The following is a 17,004-nucleotide window of genomic DNA, read 5'->3' as shown; positions in this document are numbered from 1 at the left end:
CTTTTAGGTAAGGCTAGGCTAACACACGATCGCGGGCCCCGGTCTCCCCGATTCCCCGGAAATCCGGGCCCGCGAGCGTTTGAACCCCCGAAAGCTAAGGACACCCATGACCTCCGTTACCCGTCGGCTCCTCGCCGCCGCGACCGTCGGCCTGCTCGCGCTCGCCGCGACCGGCTGCACCAGCGCTGCCGCCCCGACCGAGACCGATTCCCCCGCCGCCGAGGCCGGGGCCTGGCCGCGCACCGTGACCCATGAGCTGGGCGAGACCACCATCCCGAGCCAGCCCAAAAAAATCGTCTCGACCTCGCTCACGATCACCGGAACCCTCCTCGCGATTGACGCGCCCGTGATCGCCAGCGCCGCCACAACCCCCGGGGATGGCAGCGATGAGCGCGGCTTCTTTGATCAGTGGTCCGCGGTGGCCACCGAGCGCGGGCTCGACGTGCTGTATCCCGACCTGGAGGTGGATATCGAATCCATCATCGCCGCCGATCCCGACCTGATCGTGGTCTCCACCAGCGGCGCCGATAGCGCGGCCGCCAACTATAAGGAGCTCCAGGACATCGCCCCCACCGTGGTCTATAACTACGGGGATAAGACATGGGAGGCGCTCGCCGCGCAGCTCGGCGAGGCCACCGGCCTCGAGGAGAACGCCGCGACCGTCGCGGCCGATTTTGATGCCCGGGTCCGCGAGGTTGCCGGGGAGATCACCGTGCCCGCGGGAGATACCAATGTGATCGTGTATAACGGACCCGAATATGACACCGCCTTTGCCAAGCCCGGCGGATCGCACGGCACCCTGCTGAACGCCCTCGGCTTCCGCGTGGCCGGCGCCCCCGATGAGTTTGATACCAGCGAGCGGGCCCGCCAGGACTTCGCGTTCCTCTCCCTGGAAAACACCACGGCCGCGCTGACCGGCTCCACCGTGTTTATCGTGAGTGGCACCGAGGAGAATAAAAAGCTACTCCAGGACACCTCGGTACTGGCCAATGCGCCGGCCGTGGCCTCGGGCGCGATCTATCCCCTCGGCAACTCCTCGTTCCGAATCGACTACTACAGCGGCTCGCAGATCGTCGATCAGGTCGAATCGCTCTTTGCCTCCTAGCGTGGGCGTCCGCCTCCCCTCGGCCCCCCGCGGGCGCACGGCCCCTCGCCGCGCACCCGCGGGGGGTCCCGCGCGCACCCTGCACCGGCGGCGACGCCGCGGAATCCTGATCGGCCTGCTGCTGCTCCTGGTACTCTCGGTCCTCAGCGTGGCCTCCGGCTCGCGCCCGCTGGACCTGGATACCGTATGGCGCGCACTCACCGCGTTTGACCCGGGCAATGATCAACACCTCATCGTGCGGGAGCTGCGCATCCCGCGCACCCTGCTGGGCATCCTCGTGGGGGCGGCACTCGGGGTGGCCGGGGCCGTGATGCAGGCGATCACCCGCAATCCGCTGGCCGAGCCCGGCCTGCTCGGCGTGAATGCCGGGGCCGCCGCGGCCGTGGTCACCGGAATCGCCGTTTTTGGCGTCGTGGATACCTCCGGCTATATCTGGTTTGCGTTTCTCGGGGCCGCGCTCGCCGCGGTGCTGGTTTATGCGCTGGGTGGGGCCTTTGCCGAGGGATCCAATCCGGTCAAGCTGCTGCTGGCCGGGGCCGCGCTGAGCGTGGTCCTCGGGGCCTATACCACCGCGGTGGTGCTGAATTTCCCCAGCGTATTTCGCACGTTCAGGTTCTGGTCGGTGGGCTCGCTGCAGGGACGCTCCTGGACCACGCTCTGGCCCGTGCTGGGTTTTATCCTGCTGGGCATCCTGATCGCCCTGCTGATCACCCGCTCGCTGAACGCGCTCGCGCTGGGCAAGGAAATGGGGGCGGCGCTGGGGGTCTCCTCGCGCGGCACCTGGTTTCTCGCGGCGCTGGTGGTGGTGCTCCTGGCCGGGGCCGCCACGGCCGCCGCCGGCCCGATCGGTTTTATTGGCCTGACCGCGCCGCTGATCGCGCGGATGGTGGTGGGTCCCGATTATCGCTGGGTGCTGCCCTATTCCATCCTGATCGCCGCCAATATTGTGCTCGCCGCCGATATTCTGGGCCGCCTCGTGGCCTTCCCGGGCGAGGTGCAGACCGCGATCATCACGGCCCTGATTGGCGGGCCCTTTTTTATCGCCCTTGTTCGTAAACGAAAGCTGGCCCGGCTATGACCCGCGCGCTCACCCCCGCCCCTCCCGAAGAATTCAGCGCGGGCGGGCATCTGCCCGGGCGCATCTGGCGCTCGCGCGCGGGTGCGCTCTCGATCCGGGTGCGCCCGCGCACGCTGCTGATCTGCGCCATCCTGGCGCTGATCGCGGCCGCGCTGGGTATCGGCGTGCTGATGACCGGCAGCCTGGGCCTCGGCGCGGGCGAGGTCTGGGCCGCGCTGACCGGCCGCGGCGAACCGCGCGCCGAACGCGTGGTGCTCACGCTGCGCCTGCCGCGGCTCGTCGCGGGGCTGTGCGTGGGGGCGTGCCTGGGTGTGGCGGGGGCGGTATTCCAATCGCTCTCGCGCAACCCCCTGGGCTCGCCGGATATCATCGGCTTTATGAGCGGGGCCGCAACGGGCGCGATCATTCAGATCGTGGTGCTCGGTGGCGGCCCGGTCGCGGTGGCGCTCAGCGCGGTGGCCTCGGGCCTGATCACCGCGGCGCTGGTATATGCCCTGTCCTTTCGGGGGCGGGCCACGGGCGGCTATCGGCTGATCCTGGTGGGCATCGGCGTGGGGGCGGTGCTACAGGCACTGAACTCGCTGCTGCTCACGCGCAGCGCCGAGGATACCGCGATCCTCGCCCAGCTCTGGCTCACCGGTAGCCTCAACGCCCGCAACTGGGGCCATGCCCTGCCCGTGGCCGCGGCGCTGATCCTGCTGCTGCCCGTGCTGCTGCTCGCCGCGCGCCGGATCAACATGATTGAGCTCGGGGATGACCTGGGCCAGCAGCTGGGTGTGCACGTGGAATCCACCCGGCTGATCATGATGTCCGCGGCGGTGGGGATGACCGCGGTCGCGGTGGCCGCCGCCGGCCCCATCTCCTTTGTGGCCCTCGCCGCGCCCCATGTGGTGCGCCAACTCACCCGCTCTCCCACGATTCCGCTGCTGCCCTCGGCCCTGATGGGCGCGGTATTGCTGGTCGCGGCGGATCTCGCCTCGCAGCATCTCCCGCTCGGGCTGGCCGTGCCGGTGGGGCTCCTCACCGGGCTTTTTGGCGGTTTTTATCTGCTCTGGCTCCTCGCCCGAAGCGCCCGACTCTAGTTCTCGAAAGGTCTCCCTGATGGAATCCTCCCGCCTCCGCGGCGAAAACCTCACGCTCGCCTATGATCAGCGCGTGATCTCCACCGATCTGAACGTCGCCATCCCCGATGGCGGATTCACCGTGATTATGGGGTCCAATGCGTGTGGGAAATCCACGCTGCTGCGCTCGCTCGCGCGCATTCTTTTGCCCCGTTCGGGCGCGGTCTACCTGGATGATCGGCCGATCACCGAGTATCGCTCCAAGGATGTCGCGCGCCGGCTGGGCCTGCTGCCGCAGAGCTCACTCGCGCCCGAGGGCATCACCGTGACCGATCTGATTGCGCGCGGCCGCTTTCCGCATCAGCGCCTGCTGAGGCAGTGGTCGGAGGAGGACGATCGGGCGGTGAGCGAGGCGATGCGCGCGACCAATGTGACCGATCTGGCCGGGCGCAGCCTCGACGAGCTCTCGGGCGGCCAGCGCCAGCGGGTCTGGCTCGCGATGGTGCTTGCGCAGGAGACCCCGCTATTGCTCCTGGACGAGCCCACCACGTTCCTGGATATCGCCCACCAGATCGAGGTTTTGGACCTGTGTCGCACGCTGAACGAGGAGACGGGCCGCACGATTGTGGCGGTGCTGCACGACCTGAATCACGCGTGCCGCTATGCCTCGCATATCATCGCGATGCGCGAGGGGAGGGTGCTCGCCCACGGCGCACCGGAGGAGATTATTACCGAGGAGCGGGTGCGGGAGATCTTTGGCCTGGACTGCCGGATCATCCCCGACCCGGTCTCGGGCACCCCGCTGGTGGTGCCGCTGGGCAGCCATTTTGCCCGCGAGGCGGCCACCCGATGAGCGGGCCCGACGTGCCTCCCGCGGCCGTATCCGCCGGCCCCACCCCCGCGGGGCCCGGCGGCGCACCGCTGGCCGTACCCACCCCGTTGCTTGCGGGGGTGCGGGAGCGGCTGGCCGCCGATCCCTCCGCCCGCGAGCGGATCCTGGAGGAGTTTTGGGCCGCGCATCCGCGCACCCCCGTGGCCGGCGCGACCCGGACGCGGCAGGGCGTGGTATTGCGGGAGACCACCTTCCTGTGGCGCGGGGAGCCCGGGCGCGGACAGATCCACGATGTGATGCTGCATATCAACTCCCTTAACGACCGGCATCGGGAGAATATTGAACCCGCGCTGCTCGCCCGGGAGCCCGGGACCGATATCTGGCATCTGACCTATCTGCTGCCGCCCGAATTAATCGCCAGCTATCGGCTGGTGATCGGCGCGGGGGAGCACGGCCCGCTGCCGCGCTCGGGCGGAAATGATCGTGCGCACTGGATGCGGATTCACGCGCTGGGCGCACCCGATCCGCGTAATCCGGGTGCGCTGCGTAATCCCCTGGGTGCCACGTCCTCGGTGCTGACCCTGGATGCCGCGCGCCCGCATCCGGCCTGGGGGGAGGCGCCGTTCCGGCGCGGCAGCACCGTGCAGGTGCATAACCTGGTGGAGCCCGATGGTTCGCCGCGCCGGGTCTGGATCTATCGGCCGCTCGGGGAGGGCGGCCCGGGCAAGCTCCTGGTGCTATTTGACGGCGAGGTCTGGCGCGAGATCGGCATCCAGGATGCGCTGGATCGCTGGGCGGGCCCGGGTATCGCCGTGGTGCTGGTGTCCTCGATGGGCTCCGAGCGGCGCGGCGCGGATCTGCCCGTGCCCGAGCGCGTGGCCACGCTCCTGGAACACACCGTGCTCCCGGCCGCGCGCGCGGCGCTCGGCCATGACTATCGCGCCGCGGATATCATCGCCTCCGGGCAGAGCTATGGCGGATTGGCGGCGGCCGGTCTGCTGATCACCCGCCCCGATCTGGTGGGCTCGGCCGTGGCACAATCGGCGTCGTTTCACTATCGCGAGGGGGAGGCGCTGCGGCGCGAGGAGACGCGCCCGGGCACCCTCAGCGACCGCCTGGCCCGGGAGGGCGCAAGCGGCAGGATGGTGTTAGCCGTGGGCCTGGAGGAGGGGATCCTCCTGGATCAGGCGCGGCTTTTGGTGCGCCGCGCCGCCCGCACCGGGCTTGGGCTGACCTATCGCGAGGTGCGTGGGGGGCACGATTATGCGTGGTGGCGGCACGGGCTGCTGGAGGGCCTGGATGAGCTTGCCTCCGAGTGGTGAGCCGCGGTGGGCCGGGGCGAATCTGGGGGTTGTCCCGGCCCGGGGTGCCTTGTGTAACCCCGGGACTATGCCTATGCTAAGTGTGCGATAGGGGAACACTACGTTCAACTATCGAACATGCGGCGTCCATGGTGGCCCCCGCATTCACAATGATGTGAGGAGAATCCAGCGTGCAATTTCACCACCACGGTTATGTTTCCGGCAATCCGCTGCTGCGCGATGCGGCCGGCACGGGGCTGGATCGCCCCGCCGAACTGCCCGCGGAGGTGGACGTCCTGATTATTGGTTCCGGCCCCGCCGGAATGCTCGCCGCGGCCCAGCTCGCGCAATTCCCCGAGATTAATACCCGCATCATCGAGCGCCGCGAGGGCCGCCTGGAAATCGGTCAGGCCGATGGAATCCAGGCCCGCAGCGTGGAAACCTTTCAGGCATTTGGCTTCGCCGGGCGCATCACCGAGGAGGCCTATCGCATCACCGAGATGGCCTTCTGGAAGCCCGACCCCGCCGATCCCTCCCGCATCCACCGCGCGGCCCGCGCCGTGGACGACCCCACCGGGATCAGCGAATTCCCGCACCTGATTGTTAACCAGGCCCGGGTCCTGGACTATTTTGCCGAGGTCATGGCCAATTCCCCCACCCGGATGACACCCGATTATGGCCTGGAGTTTCGTGGACTCGAGATCGCGGATTCGGGCGAATATCCCGTGAGTATCACGCTCGCGGATGCCGCCGGAAACCCGCGCAGCGTGCGCGCCAAATACGTGATCGGCGCGGATGGGGCCCGCAGCGGCGTGCGCGCCGCGATCGGCTGCACCCTGGCCGGGGACCAGGCCGCGCACGCCTGGGGCGTGATGGACGCCCTCGCCGTGACCGATTTCCCCGATATCCGCACCAAGTGCGCGATCCAATCCGAGGACGGCGGCAATATTCTGCTGATCCCGCGCGAGGGTGGGCATCTTTTCCGGATGTATGTGGACCTGGGCGAGGTCCCCGAGGGTGATCACGGGGCCGTGCGCGCCACGGGCATCGAGGAGATCATCGACCGCGCCAACCGCATCCTCGCGCCCTATGCGCTCGACGTAAAAAACATCGCCTGGCACAGCGTCTATGAGGTGGGCCACCGCCTCACCGACCGCTTCGATGATGTGCCCACCGAGCTGATCGGCACCCGCTCGCCGCGCGTTTTTATCACCGGGGACGCCTGCCATACCCATAGCGCCAAGGCGGGCCAGGGCATGAATGTCTCGATGCAGGACGGCTTTAACCTCGGCTGGAAGCTGGGACATGTGCTGAGCGGGCGCGGGCCGGAGGCGCTGCTGGCCACCTATTCCGCCGAGCGCCAGGTGATCGCCAAAAACCTGATCGACTTCGACCGCGAGTGGTCCACCCTGATGGCCACCCGCCCCGAGGACCTCGCCGATCCCACCGAGCTTGAGGATTTTTATGTGCGCACCGCCGAGTTCCCCGCGGGATTTATGACCCAGTATCCGCCGTCGATCCTCACCGGCGAGGCCACCCATCAGGGGCTCGCCGCGGGCTTCCCGATCGGCAAACGCTTTAAATCCGCCCCCGTCATCCGCGTGGCCGATGCCAATCCCGTGCATCTTGGCCACCTGCATCTCGCCGATGGCCGCTGGCGCATCTACGTTTTTGCCGATCGCGCCGGGCGGGCCGCGGAGGACTGGGCCGCGTGGGCACTCACGGATGAGCGCTCACCCCTGCGGGTTTATGCCGCCGAGGGCGAGGACCTGGACGCGCTTTTTGACGTGAAGATCATCTATCCGGGCGCGCATACCGCCGTGGACCTGGGGGCGGTGCCGCCGGTATTTCTGCCGCGCAGCGGGCCGCTTGGCCTGATCGACTATGAGAAGGTTTTTGCCGCGGGGGAGGCAGGCGAGGATATCTTCTCCGCGCGCTCGATCGCCGCGGAGGGTGCCGTGGTGGTGGTGCGCCCGGATCAATACGTGGCACATGTATTGCCGCTTGAGTCCACCACCGGGCTGGCCGAGTTTTTTGCGGGCAATCTGAACGCGCGCTAGGCCGGGCGGCGGGAGGCGGGCCGCGGTGCCTCCCGCCGCGTCCAAAAACCGCACCATCCTGTCCACCTGGGTGAAGTGGACAGCCCTAGCATGGAGGAGGTAAGGCAAACCTTGCCTTAGAAAACTAAGCGAAAGTTCCCCTCCCCGCCATGAGTCACCCCCCTAAATCATTCCGTTCCCTCCGCCTCGGCGCCGTGGCCCTGCTGGCCGCCGCCGCGCTTGGACTGGGCGGCTGCGCCACCACATTCTCCGCCGAGCCCGGGGGAGAGCGCGTGGCCACCCGCACCGTGGATACCCATTTTGGCCAGGTTGAGGTCCCCGAAAAACCGCTGCGCGTGGTGGCCGTATCCTATGACACCGTATGGCAGCTGCGCTCGGTGGGCGTGAGCGCCGTGGCCGCCCAGGACTATAGCGCCTATGAGGGCCAGTTCACCGCCGAGGACACCTCCTTTGTGGAGGGCATGCCCACCATCGGGTCGTTTTTTGAGCTGAACTTTGAATCCATCGTGAAGGCCGATCCCGATCTGATCGTGGGCGATTCCGTGGAGATCGACGAGGACACCTATAAGCGCCTCTCCGATATCGCCCCCACCGCGATCTATTCCGCCGAATACCGCGGCGACTGGCAGGTGATCGGCAAGGGGGTCGCCGATGCCGTGAACCGCGCAAGCGAATTTGATGCCCTCGCCGCGCAGTATCAGACCCGCCTGGACGAGGTGAAAACCACCTATGCCCGCGAGCTCACCGAGAAAAACTGGGCCGCGGTCTCCGAGGGGAGCGAGGAGGACGCCTTCACGATCCTCTTCCCCACGGGGGTCGTGGGTGCCCTCTGGTTTAACGATCTGGGGGCCACCCTCGCCCCCGGGGTTCCCGAGTCCAATGGCAAGGGTTTTGACTATATCTCCGCGGAGCATACCGATACCGTGCTGGGCCGGGCCGATGTGATCGTGGCCCCCGCGCAGGCCGATGGCACGCTGCATGAACGCATCACCGCGGTGATCAACGAGCCGCTGTTTAAAATGCTGCCCGCCGCGCAGGCCGATAATGTGTACTGGGTGTACAGCACCGTGACCGATTATTCGAGTGCCCTGAGGTGGCTGGATGCCGCCGAGGAATCCGTACTGAAGCCCCTCCAGGCAAAATCTTAGAAAGAATCGGCAACACTATGACGGCGGAGGCGCCCGCGCGCGAGGTGGAGGATCCGTGGATCATGTCCACCTGGATCCTGCGCGGCGCCGACGCCGGCTCCTGGCCGATGCATACCCACCTGGAGCACTGCCTGATCTGGTCCGAGGGTGGCACGGTCACGGTGGAGGCGGATGGCCGGTTCTGGGTGGTGGCCCCCGGGCTGGGAATCTGGGTGCCCGCGGGCATGCCGCACCGGATGACCGCCGCGGGCGGCTCCCATCTCTCCATCACCTATTTTCATGCCGGGCGCTCCCGCGTGGCCTGGGACGCGGTCACCGGCATCACCCTCACGGGCGCTGTGCGCGAGCTGATGCTGCTGAATAAGCGCGAGGCGATGCCCGAGGAGCGCCGCCTGCGCCTGCAGGCGCTCACCGTGGACCTGCTGGTGCCCGTGGAAACGGCCTCGCTGCGCATCCGCCTCCCCTCCGATCGTGCACTGCGCCGCGTGGCCGAGGAGATCCTGGCCAATCCGGCCGATGATCGCACGGCCGAGGCCTGGGCGCATGAGCTGCGCATGAGTGCCCGCACGCTCTCCCGCGGATTCATTCGGGAGACCGGGTTTAGCCTCACCCAGTGGCGCATCCTGGTGCGCATCCGCTCGGCCCTGATTGACCTCTCGGCCGGCGTGCCGGTATCCGCGGTCGCGCGCGGCCTGGGCTATTCCAATCGCAGCGCCTTTATCGACGTATTTCGGCGCACCACGGGCCAGACGCCGGCCGCATATTTTCCCTCCTTCTCCCGGATACCCGAGTCAGAGTAGGATCGTTATGTGCTCCGCTCGGGCGGGCGTCAACCCCCGAGTGAGAGGATCATTATGCGCAGATTTATGCGCCGAAATCAGGAAAAAATGCCGCTGAAGGCCATTCTCCTGGCCGGATTGGGAACCTTTTTTGTGGTCGCGGTGATCGCCTGGTGGGGCGAAAATACCGCGCTTCCCCTCCTGATTGCCTCGCTCGGTAGCTCCTGCGCGCTGGTATTTATTTTGCCCTCGAGCCCGCTGGCCCAGCCCGCCAATGTGGTGGGTGGCCAGCTGATCTGCACCCTCAGCGGCCTGGTCACGGCGCTGGTGCTGCCCACCGCATGGTGGAGCATCAGCCTGGCCGTGGGGATATCCGTGATCGTGATGACGCTGCTGCGGGTCACCCATCCGCCGGCCGGGGCCAATGCGATCATCGTGATGACCACCGCCGCCACCTGGACCGAGGCCGTTGTGCCGATCGGGATCGGGGCGCTGGGTATCGTGGTTTTGGCCTCGATTTATTTCCGCATCATCGGCGTGGAATACCCGATCAGGGGCGCCCAGGAGGGGGAATCGGCGCAACCCTAATGCGCCAGTGGGCCGTTTATCCGCCGCCAGCATTTCCCCCATATGGGGGACACATGTTATTTTCGGTGTCAATTCAAGATTGACGGTGGAGAGATGGCAATGTGCGATGAACTGTTCCGGGGTGATCATTGTCCCCGCGCATGAGGGACGAGGGCCGCTCCGAAATCTGGTGGCTCCCCGATGCGCGCCTGGCCGTAAACGGCCCCGCGGAGGCCATTCTTAACCTCACCGCCGCGGCGCTTAAACACCAGCATTTTCAGGTGCATGCGGGCCCCGAGGGAAGGCTGGAGGCCCGCCAGGATGGTGTCCTCGGTTCGATCCTGCCCGGCGGCCATCGCGGAAGGCTGCTCACCCTCGAGGTCACCGTGCGTGCGGTGGCCGCGGAATCCTGCGTGGTCTATTTTGATGTGAAGCGCGCCGCGGTGGCACCACACCGACAATTTGAGCGCACCCTGGACCTGGTGGTCACCGAATATCATCGCGGCGGCTATACCGTGACCGAGGAGCCCGATCACTCGCTGCGCACGTAGCGTCCGTGCCGCCCGCTAGGCTGGGCGGGAGCGCCGGAGACACCGCGCGCGGAGGACGGGACCATGGTCGAGGATATCGAGCTGGCGCTCTATGAGCGCTGGGATGCCGATCTGCTCTCGCGCCCGGGCAGCGAGGCCAGCTATCCGTTTATGCCCGGTGCGCGCGTATATAAGGTCCTCGGCAAGATGTTTGCGCTGCTCTCGGAGGAGCATATTCCGTTGCGGCTCAACCTCAAGGGCGATCCGATCCGCAACCAGTTTTTATGCCGGGACTATCCGGCGATCACCCCGGGCTATCACATGAATAAGACCCACTGGATCTCGGTGCACCTGGATGGCACGGTGCCCGATGAGCTCCTGGAAAACCTCATCGACGAGTCCTATCGGCTGGTCGCGGCGGGCCTGGCCCGCGCCGAAAAAATCAGGCTCGCGGCGCTCGGCGGTTAACGCGCCGCGGGGTGTGGGAAGGCTGCCTGAGGCATCTCCCACACCCCGCGGGTGCGTGCGGTGTTTAGGCGCGGCGGCGGCTCAGGATTCGCGTGGCCAGGCCGGCCAGCAGCAGCGCGAGTGCGCCGATACCCACCGCGAGGGGGGCATCGCTACCGGTGCCGGGCAGGGCCCCACCGGCGTTGCCGGAGCCGAGGCTGGGGCTCGGCGTGGAGGTGCCGGTCTCGCCCCCGGTCGGGGTGGGCGACGGGGTGGTGATGGCTTCCGCGGCAATGACCAGGGTGAACTCCTGGGTGATGGTATTGCCCAGGCTGTCCCGGGCGCTCAGGGTGCGGCTAAACGAGCCGGCCTCGGTGGGGGTGCCGCTCAGGACTCCCGCGGCGGAGAGGCTCAGGCCGGGGATCGGCTCGTTGAGCTCCCAGGCGCTGGTCGGGAAGCCCTCGGTGGTGGTGAAGCCGTGGCTCAGGGCGGTACCCACGGTGCCGGCGGCGGGAGCGGTGGAGGTGATCTCCGACCAGACGATTGCGCGCTTCACAAAGCCGTTCATCTCCTGCACCGCCTCGGCCTGCTCGGGGGAGGTGATCTCGGCGAGGCTCGCGGGAATGGGGCTGGTATAAATCTCGCCGTCAACATCCGTGACAAAACCGCCGGCGAGCTCCTGCAGGTCGGGGGTGATCGCCCACGTGCGGGTGGGCTCGGTCAGGAGGGTCTCGGAGTCCCAGTCATAGCCCACGAGGGTCACGCTGGTCTCGGTGGGCCCGGGCACGCGCGGCTTCAGGGAATCGGGTAGGTTCTCGCCGATATAGGAGGACGCTCCCCGCGGAACATAAACGGGGCCCGCGTCGATGGTCTGTGCCCCGAGGAAGGTATCCGTGCTGGAGGAGGTGCGCACATCAAGAACCGAGAAATCGGCGATCCGGTTAAAAACCAGAATCAATTCCGTAAGGTTTGCGCTCCCGGCCAGCGCGGATACATCATCGATCCGGTTATCCGCGGCGATCAGGGTCTCCAGCGTGGGGATCGTGGCGAGGGTGGAGATATCGCTGATCTGGTTCTGATGGATATCCAGGTCCAATAGTGCGGGGAAATCCGCCAGATCGGAGATATCGGTGAGCTTATTATCGGCGATATTGAGATACCACAGCGCGGGAAGCCCGCGGAGCACGCTGAGATCGGCGTGCACGCTGCTGGGAAGAGAGAGGTGCTCGAGCTTCTCGAGGCTCGCGATGGGGCTGACATCGGAAATATCCCCGTTGCCGATGGCGATATTGGTGAGGTTTTTTGCGTTCTCCAGCCCGGCGAGGCTGGTGATCTGGGAGGTTGAGCTCTGCAGATAGGTCAGGTTGTCCAGGTGTTCCTGGGTGAGCGGTACCGTGGGCCCGATATTCAGGGATTCCCGGATCGCGTCCTCAAGCGCGGGATCGGGAATGAGCGGCGCATCGGCCGCGCGAAAAACGGTGCCAAAGGCGGTGGCGGTGGCGGTGGCCGCGGCCGGTGCGGGGGCCGCGGTGGCGGGGACTGCGGCGAGGGCGAGGCCCGAGGCGAGCGTGCCCACGGCCAGGGCGGAGAAGGGAAGCCTGAGTTTCACGGTGTCCTTAGTGCTGTGTTTTGTGGCTCCCCGTGCGGAGGGGCCGTAATTTTGATATTTTTCTGGGTCCAGTGTCCCGCATGGGCGCGGAAAAGTGAAGCCCCCGGCATGGGGCCAGGATCTGGGTGATGATCCGCGCGGGAAGCCCCGGGTCTAGCGGCGGCCGCGCAGCGGGCGGCGCAGCGTGGCGAGGCCGGCCAGCAGCAGCGCAAGCGCGGCGGCTCCGACCGCGAGCGGCAGATCGCTACCCGTATCGGGCAGGGTTCCGCCGTTTCCGCCGCCGGGGGGCGGAGTGGCGGTGCCGGTCCCTCCGCCGGGCGGGGTTGGCGAGGGAGGCGTGGTGGCACCCGCGGTAACGACCAGGGTGAAGCGGTGGTTGATGGTATTGCCGTAGCTATCGCGGATGCTGATCGTGCGTTCAAAGGAGCCGGCCTCGGTCGGGGTGCCGGAGAACACGCCGTCGGCGCCCAGCGTGAGTCCCGGAATTGCGGAGTCTAGCTGCCAGTTGGTGGCGGGGAAACCCTCGGTCACGGTGAAGTCATGGTTATATGCCACGTCCACGGGGGCCTCGGCGGGATTCTTAGAAGTAACCTCGGACCAGATGATCGGCCGGGTAACGGTGCCCTTCGTCTCGATCAGGTCGGAGAGCATGCTGGGATCGGTGATCTCCGCGAGGCTTCCTGGAATTGGCTCGGTATTGATAAGACCGTCCCTATCGGTGACAAATCCCCCGCGCAGCACGGTATCCGATTCACTCACCGCCCAGCTCCGGGTCGGGGCCTCGTGCAGCGTGGCGGAATCCCAGTCGTATCCCACAACGTGCACGTCCATTTCCCAGGTGAAGGCCTCGCGTGGCCGCAGGGTATCGGGTAGTGTCTGGGTCAAATATGTCTGGGCATCGCGGGGAACGTAGGCGGGTGGCCCGGAAACCTCCTGGCCTCCGAGTACAAACTCCTTGCCGTCCATGCTACCGAGGGCGGAAAAATCGGCGATTTTATTCAGCGCAAGGACGAGGTTATTCAGGGTCGGGTGCCCGTTTAGTGCCGAGACGTCGCTGATTCTGTTTTCCATGGCCTCAAGTGAGGCGAGGGTGGGGATCGAGGCGAGTACGGAAATATCCTCGATTTTATTTCCCGAAATATTCAGCACTTCCATTGCCGGCATATTGGCAAGAGCCCCAATATCGCTCAGGTCGTTATCGCGCAGATTAAGAAAACGGAGCTTGGGCAACTCGCTCAGCGGCGATAGGTCGGCTTTCACGCTGTGCGCAAGGGTAATATCCTCGAGCTTATCGAGACCGAGTAGCGGGCTCAGATCGGTGATCTGCGCGTTTTCGATCGAAATATAGGTGAGGTTGGCCGCACCCGTGATCCCGGTCAGATCGGTGATGGGCTCCTCGGTGCTCATCAGGAAGTCGAGCCGATCCAGGTGTTCCTGGGTTATGGGTTCCGAGTCGGACAGATCGAGGGCAAAACGAATTGCTGCCTGCAACGCGGGGTCGGGAATGAGCGGCGCATCGGCCGCGCGAAACACGGTGCCAAAGGCGGTGGCCTGGGCGGGGGCCGGTGCGGGGGCCGCGGTGGCGGGGACTGCGGCGAGGGCGAGGCCCGAGGCGAGCGTGCCCACGGCCAGGGCGGAGAGGGGGAGCCTGAGTTTCACGGTGTCCTTAGTGCTGTGTTTTGTGGCTCCCCGTGCGGAGGGGCCGTAATTTTTGATATTTTTGTGGGTCCAGTGTTCCGCACGGACGCGGAAAAGTGAAGCCCCCGGGATGGGGCCAGGATCTGGGTGATGATCCGCGCGGGAAGCCCCGGGTCTAGCGGCGGCCGCGCAGCGGGCGGCGCAGCGTGGCGAGGCCGGCCAGCAGCAGCGCAAGCGCCGCGGCGGCTCCGGCGGCGATTCCCGTCGCGCCGGTGCGGGCGAGCCCGCCGGGAGGCGTGGGGGCGGCGGACTCGTTCGCGCCGGTTTCCTCGCCGCCCGAGGCCGGGGGCGGCGGCGTGGGGAGCGCGGCGGCGGTCACCTCCAGCGTGAGCGCCTGGGTGAGGGTATTGCCGTGGGAATCCGCGGCGCTCACCGTGACGTGGTGGCTGCCCGCCCCGGTGGGGGTTCCGGAGAGTACCCCATCGGCGTCCAGGTGCAGGCCGGGAATCGTGGCATCCAGCGTCCAGGAGGCGGCCGGGAAGCCCTCCGTGGTGCGAAAAACATGCCGATAGGCGGTTCCGACGGCGGCCGGGGCCGGGGCCGCGGACGTGATTTCGGAGCGGATGATCGGGCGGGTAATTATGCCCTTGGCCTCGGTCAGCGCCTCGCCATTGGCGGGGTTCTCCAGGTCCTCGGGTACCGGATCGGTATTAGCGACGCCATCCACCGCGGTGATGAAGCCGATGTCGAGGGTGGTCTGCCCGGGGGTGAGGGTCCAGTCCCGGGTGGGGGTGTCCAGCAGGGTCTGCGTGTCCCAGTCATAGCCGATGCTGCGCACCTCGTGCTCGCCGGCGCGGGGCAGGCGGGCGTGCAGGCTATCCGGCAGGGTCGTGGTGCGGAAACGGGTGGCCTCGCGGGGCACATATACCGGCTCGGCCGAAATATCCTGGCCGCCGAGGAGCGTAATCTTTCCGGTGAGATCGCCGAGGACGGCAAAATCGGAGATGGCATTGCCGGAGAGGGCCAGGGCCTGGAGGGAGGCCATGCCGGCCAGGGGTGCCACGCCGGTGAGTCGGTTCTGCACGGCCAGCAGCAGGCGCAGCCGGGGCAGGCCCGCCAGCGGGGTGAGGTCCTCGACCCTATTCCAGGAGACGTTGAGCTCCTCAAGCGCGGTGAGCCCGGACAGGGGAGAGAGATCGCCGAGGGTGTTATGGCGCAGATCGAGCGAGCGCAGGCCGGTCAGGTGGGCGAGTGGGCGCAGATCGGTCACGGCATTGCCGTTCACCGCGAGGGTCTCCAGCCGGGTCAGGTTGGCGAGGGGGGAGAGATCGTGGAGGCGTGCGCCGGACAGGGCCAGATCGCGCAGGTTGATGGCGGCCTCCAGCCCGGTCAGATCGGCGATGGGTGCGTCTACGGTCCAAAAATAGGTCAGACGTTCCAGGTCGGCGCGGGTGATCGGGGCATCCGCCGGGAGCCCGAGTTGTTCGCGCAGCGCCTCGGTCAGGGCGGCATCGGGCACGGCGACCTCCGCCGCCGGGTCCGCCGCGCGCCAGGATATCGCGGCGGGGCTGGCGGCTGGCGCGGGGGTGGTTCCCGGGGTAGGGACCGAAGCTAGCGCGGGGGTGGTTCCGAGGGTAAGGGTGGAGGCGAGGGTCGCGGCGCTCAGCGCCAGGAGGGGGAGTTTCACGGGTTCCTTTGGGGGATAGGGTCCCCTTTTTGGGGGGCATTTCTATCCTGCCGCGCCCGCGGTGCCGGGGTCAAGCGCGGCCATCCGGGGATGCCAGAAAACCCCCGTTTTGACGGATTATGCACGCCCGGGTGTCGCGCGGATGGCTCGGGTTATGCATCCGCGTGCCGTACAGTTAAGGGTCGTTGCCCGGCCGCTCGGTCGGGGTGTGGGCGCCCGGCCCGCCCGGGGCCCCGCGCTCCCGCCACCCGCGAAGCGGAGGATCATGTCGCAGTACACGCCGGAGAGCGCCGATGCGGTGCGCCGCGGGCGCATCTACTCCTGGAGTGTGTTTTGCGCCGCGGTCATCGTTTTTATCGCGGCCTATCTGCTGGGTGTGCAGAGCGCGGCGGGTCAGCGGGCCGAGAACTCGCTGCTGGGTGCAAGCGAGTTTCTCTCCGATGTTCCCGCCCCCCTGGGCTGGGTCTCGATCGCCTCGATCCTCGGCAGCGGCGTGGTCATCGCGATCCTCGCGCTGCTCCGCGGATCCTGGCGCGCCGCCGTGCAGGTGGGCCTGGGAATCGGGGCGACCATTCTCTCCAGTCAGCTGTTAAAAAACTGGCTCCTGGAACGGCCCGATTTTCATGCCGTTAACCAGTCCAATTCCTTTCCGAGTGGGCATGCCTCGGTGGTCGCGGCCCTGGTGTTTGGGCTCCTGATCGTGGTGCCCGCCACCGCGCGCTGGATCCTCGCGATCCCCGGCGTCATCCTGCTCTCGGTGGTGAGCTGGCAATTGCTGGCCTTCGGCTGGCACCGACCCAGCGATGTGATCGGCGGGATCGCGCTGGCCTGCGGCTTCCTCGCGCTCGGCTGTGCGCTGCGCCCCGGCGGGTCCCCGCGCGCCGCGGGCCCCGGGGTGCACGCGCTCAGGCGCGTGCGGCTGGCGCTGGGAATGCTGGGCCTGATCGGGGCGATTCTTGCCGCGGTGATTGCGCTGGTTGGTGTGCGGATCATCGAGTCGGTGGGCGAGCCCCTGCTGCTCTCCGGGGAGGTCGCCGGGGTGGCCGGCGCGCTGGTGGCCACCGCGATCGTCTGTGGCCTGCCCGTGCGCCGCGCCCAGGCCCGGCGGAATACCCGTGGGGCCCCCGGCCAACTACGCTAGTTGATTGGCCCGCGCCGGGAA

15 protein-coding genes are annotated in these 17,004 nt (G+C 67.3%); 12 read left to right on the top strand and 3 right to left on the bottom strand.

The genetic code is table 11. The features are described from left to right. Positions 1-106: 106 nt before the first annotated feature. The 11 genes from fepB to KXZ72_RS04270 all read left to right on the top strand — a co-directional run bounded on the left by fepB (position 107) and on the right by KXZ72_RS04270 (position 10,929). Positions 107-1,105: a Fe2+-enterobactin ABC transporter substrate-binding protein gene (gene fepB, locus KXZ72_RS04320; RefSeq protein WP_226082508.1), complete on the top strand. Its 999-nt coding sequence runs from the start codon at positions 107-109 to the stop codon at positions 1,103-1,105. A gap of 1 nt (position 1,106) precedes the next feature. Next, complete coding sequence (locus KXZ72_RS04315; protein WP_226082507.1) at positions 1,107-2,183, top strand: FecCD family ABC transporter permease; 1,077 nt, start codon at positions 1,107-1,109, stop codon at positions 2,181-2,183. Then, positions 2,180-3,265 (top strand): FecCD family ABC transporter permease, encoded by a 1,086-nt coding sequence (locus KXZ72_RS04310; protein ID WP_226082506.1) that lies wholly within the window; start codon positions 2,180-2,182, stop codon positions 3,263-3,265. Before KXZ72_RS04315 ends, KXZ72_RS04310 begins: the two co-directional genes overlap by 4 nt. Positions 3,266-3,284: 19 nt before the next feature. Then, positions 3,285-4,097, top strand: coding sequence for an ABC transporter ATP-binding protein (locus tag KXZ72_RS04305; RefSeq protein WP_226082505.1), 813 nt, complete (start codon positions 3,285-3,287; stop codon positions 4,095-4,097). Beyond that, positions 4,094-5,398, top strand: coding sequence for an enterochelin esterase domain-containing protein (locus KXZ72_RS04300; RefSeq protein ID WP_226082504.1), 1,305 nt, complete (start codon positions 4,094-4,096; stop codon positions 5,396-5,398). The genes KXZ72_RS04305 and KXZ72_RS04300 overlap by 4 nt, the downstream gene beginning before the upstream one ends. A 170-nt stretch (positions 5,399-5,568) precedes the next feature. Continuing rightward, a complete protein-coding gene (locus tag KXZ72_RS04295; RefSeq protein ID WP_226082503.1) occupies positions 5,569-7,437 on the top strand; it encodes an FAD-binding monooxygenase in 1,869 nt (622 codons plus the stop codon). A 149-nt stretch (positions 7,438-7,586) separates the two neighbouring features. Then, positions 7,587-8,585, top strand: coding sequence for an ABC transporter substrate-binding protein (locus tag KXZ72_RS04290; RefSeq protein WP_226082502.1), 999 nt, complete (start codon positions 7,587-7,589; stop codon positions 8,583-8,585). A gap of 17 nt (positions 8,586-8,602) precedes the next feature. Beyond that, a complete protein-coding gene (locus KXZ72_RS04285) occupies positions 8,603-9,385 on the top strand; it encodes a helix-turn-helix domain-containing protein (RefSeq protein WP_226082501.1) in 783 nt (260 codons plus the stop codon). 66 nt (positions 9,386-9,451) lie between these two features. Next, positions 9,452-9,952 carry an HPP family protein gene (locus KXZ72_RS04280; RefSeq protein ID WP_226082500.1) on the top strand — a complete coding sequence of 167 codons (501 nt, stop codon included), beginning with the start codon at positions 9,452-9,454 and terminating at the stop codon, positions 9,950-9,952. A gap of 140 nt (positions 9,953-10,092) precedes the next feature. Further along, positions 10,093-10,482 (top strand): hypothetical protein, encoded by a 390-nt coding sequence (locus KXZ72_RS04275; protein WP_226082499.1) that lies wholly within the window; start codon positions 10,093-10,095, stop codon positions 10,480-10,482. A 63-nt stretch (positions 10,483-10,545) separates the two neighbouring features. Beyond that, positions 10,546-10,929 carry an MmcQ/YjbR family DNA-binding protein gene (locus KXZ72_RS04270; protein WP_226082498.1) on the top strand — a complete coding sequence of 128 codons (384 nt, stop codon included), beginning with the start codon at positions 10,546-10,548 and terminating at the stop codon, positions 10,927-10,929. Between the two features lie 64 nt (positions 10,930-10,993). Here the strand turns inward: KXZ72_RS04270 and KXZ72_RS04265 are convergent, their stop codons facing one another. The 3 genes from KXZ72_RS04265 to KXZ72_RS04250 all read right to left on the bottom strand — a co-directional run bounded on the left by KXZ72_RS04265 (position 10,994) and on the right by KXZ72_RS04250 (position 15,842). Then, complete coding sequence (locus KXZ72_RS04265) at positions 10,994-12,517, bottom strand: leucine-rich repeat domain-containing protein (RefSeq protein ID WP_226082497.1); 1,524 nt, start codon at positions 12,515-12,517, stop codon at positions 10,994-10,996. Positions 12,518-12,670: 153 nt separating this feature from the next. Further along, complete coding sequence (locus tag KXZ72_RS04260; RefSeq protein ID WP_264159458.1) at positions 12,671-14,176, bottom strand: leucine-rich repeat domain-containing protein; 1,506 nt, start codon at positions 14,174-14,176, stop codon at positions 12,671-12,673. Between the two features lie 154 nt (positions 14,177-14,330). After that, positions 14,331-15,842, bottom strand: a complete 1,512-nt coding sequence (locus KXZ72_RS04250) for a leucine-rich repeat domain-containing protein (protein WP_226082495.1) — start codon at positions 15,840-15,842, stop codon at positions 14,331-14,333. 265 nt (positions 15,843-16,107) lie between these two features. Here KXZ72_RS04250 and KXZ72_RS04245 point away from each other — a divergent pair, with 265 nt between their 5' ends. Further along, positions 16,108-16,983, top strand: coding sequence for a phosphatase PAP2 family protein (locus KXZ72_RS04245; protein ID WP_226082494.1), 876 nt, complete (start codon positions 16,108-16,110; stop codon positions 16,981-16,983). Positions 16,984-17,004 lie beyond the last annotated feature (21 nt).

Origin of the sequence: Mycetocola spongiae (assembly GCF_020424085.1) — a bacterium.
Taxonomy (GTDB): domain Bacteria; phylum Actinomycetota; class Actinomycetes; order Actinomycetales; family Microbacteriaceae; genus Mycetocola; species Mycetocola spongiae.
Note: the sequence above shows the minus strand (reverse complement) of the source record. Positions and strands in the feature narration are given on the sequence as shown.

What these genes read in the sequence shown, in the direction of transcription:
- fepB (WP_226082508.1), top strand. Translation starts at nt 107, where the DNA reads ATGACCTCCGTTACCCGTCGGCTCCTCGCCGCCGCGACCGTCGGCCTG.
- KXZ72_RS04305 (WP_226082505.1), top strand. Translation starts at nt 3,285, where the DNA reads ATGGAATCCTCCCGCCTCCGCGGCGAAAACCTCACGCTCGCCTATGAT.
- KXZ72_RS04270 (WP_226082498.1), top strand. Translation starts at nt 10,546, where the DNA reads ATGGTCGAGGATATCGAGCTGGCGCTCTATGAGCGCTGGGATGCCGAT.
- KXZ72_RS04245 (WP_226082494.1), top strand. Translation starts at nt 16,108, where the DNA reads ATGTCGCAGTACACGCCGGAGAGCGCCGATGCGGTGCGCCGCGGGCGC.
- KXZ72_RS04300 (WP_226082504.1), top strand. Translation starts at nt 4,094, where the DNA reads ATGAGCGGGCCCGACGTGCCTCCCGCGGCCGTATCCGCCGGCCCCACC.
- KXZ72_RS04280 (WP_226082500.1), top strand. Translation starts at nt 9,452, where the DNA reads ATGCGCCGAAATCAGGAAAAAATGCCGCTGAAGGCCATTCTCCTGGCC.
- KXZ72_RS04290 (WP_226082502.1), top strand. Translation starts at nt 7,587, where the DNA reads ATGAGTCACCCCCCTAAATCATTCCGTTCCCTCCGCCTCGGCGCCGTG.
- KXZ72_RS04285 (WP_226082501.1), top strand. Translation starts at nt 8,603, where the DNA reads ATGACGGCGGAGGCGCCCGCGCGCGAGGTGGAGGATCCGTGGATCATG.
- KXZ72_RS04310 (WP_226082506.1), top strand. Translation starts at nt 2,180, where the DNA reads ATGACCCGCGCGCTCACCCCCGCCCCTCCCGAAGAATTCAGCGCGGGC.
- KXZ72_RS04275 (WP_226082499.1), top strand. Translation starts at nt 10,093, where the DNA reads ATGAGGGACGAGGGCCGCTCCGAAATCTGGTGGCTCCCCGATGCGCGC.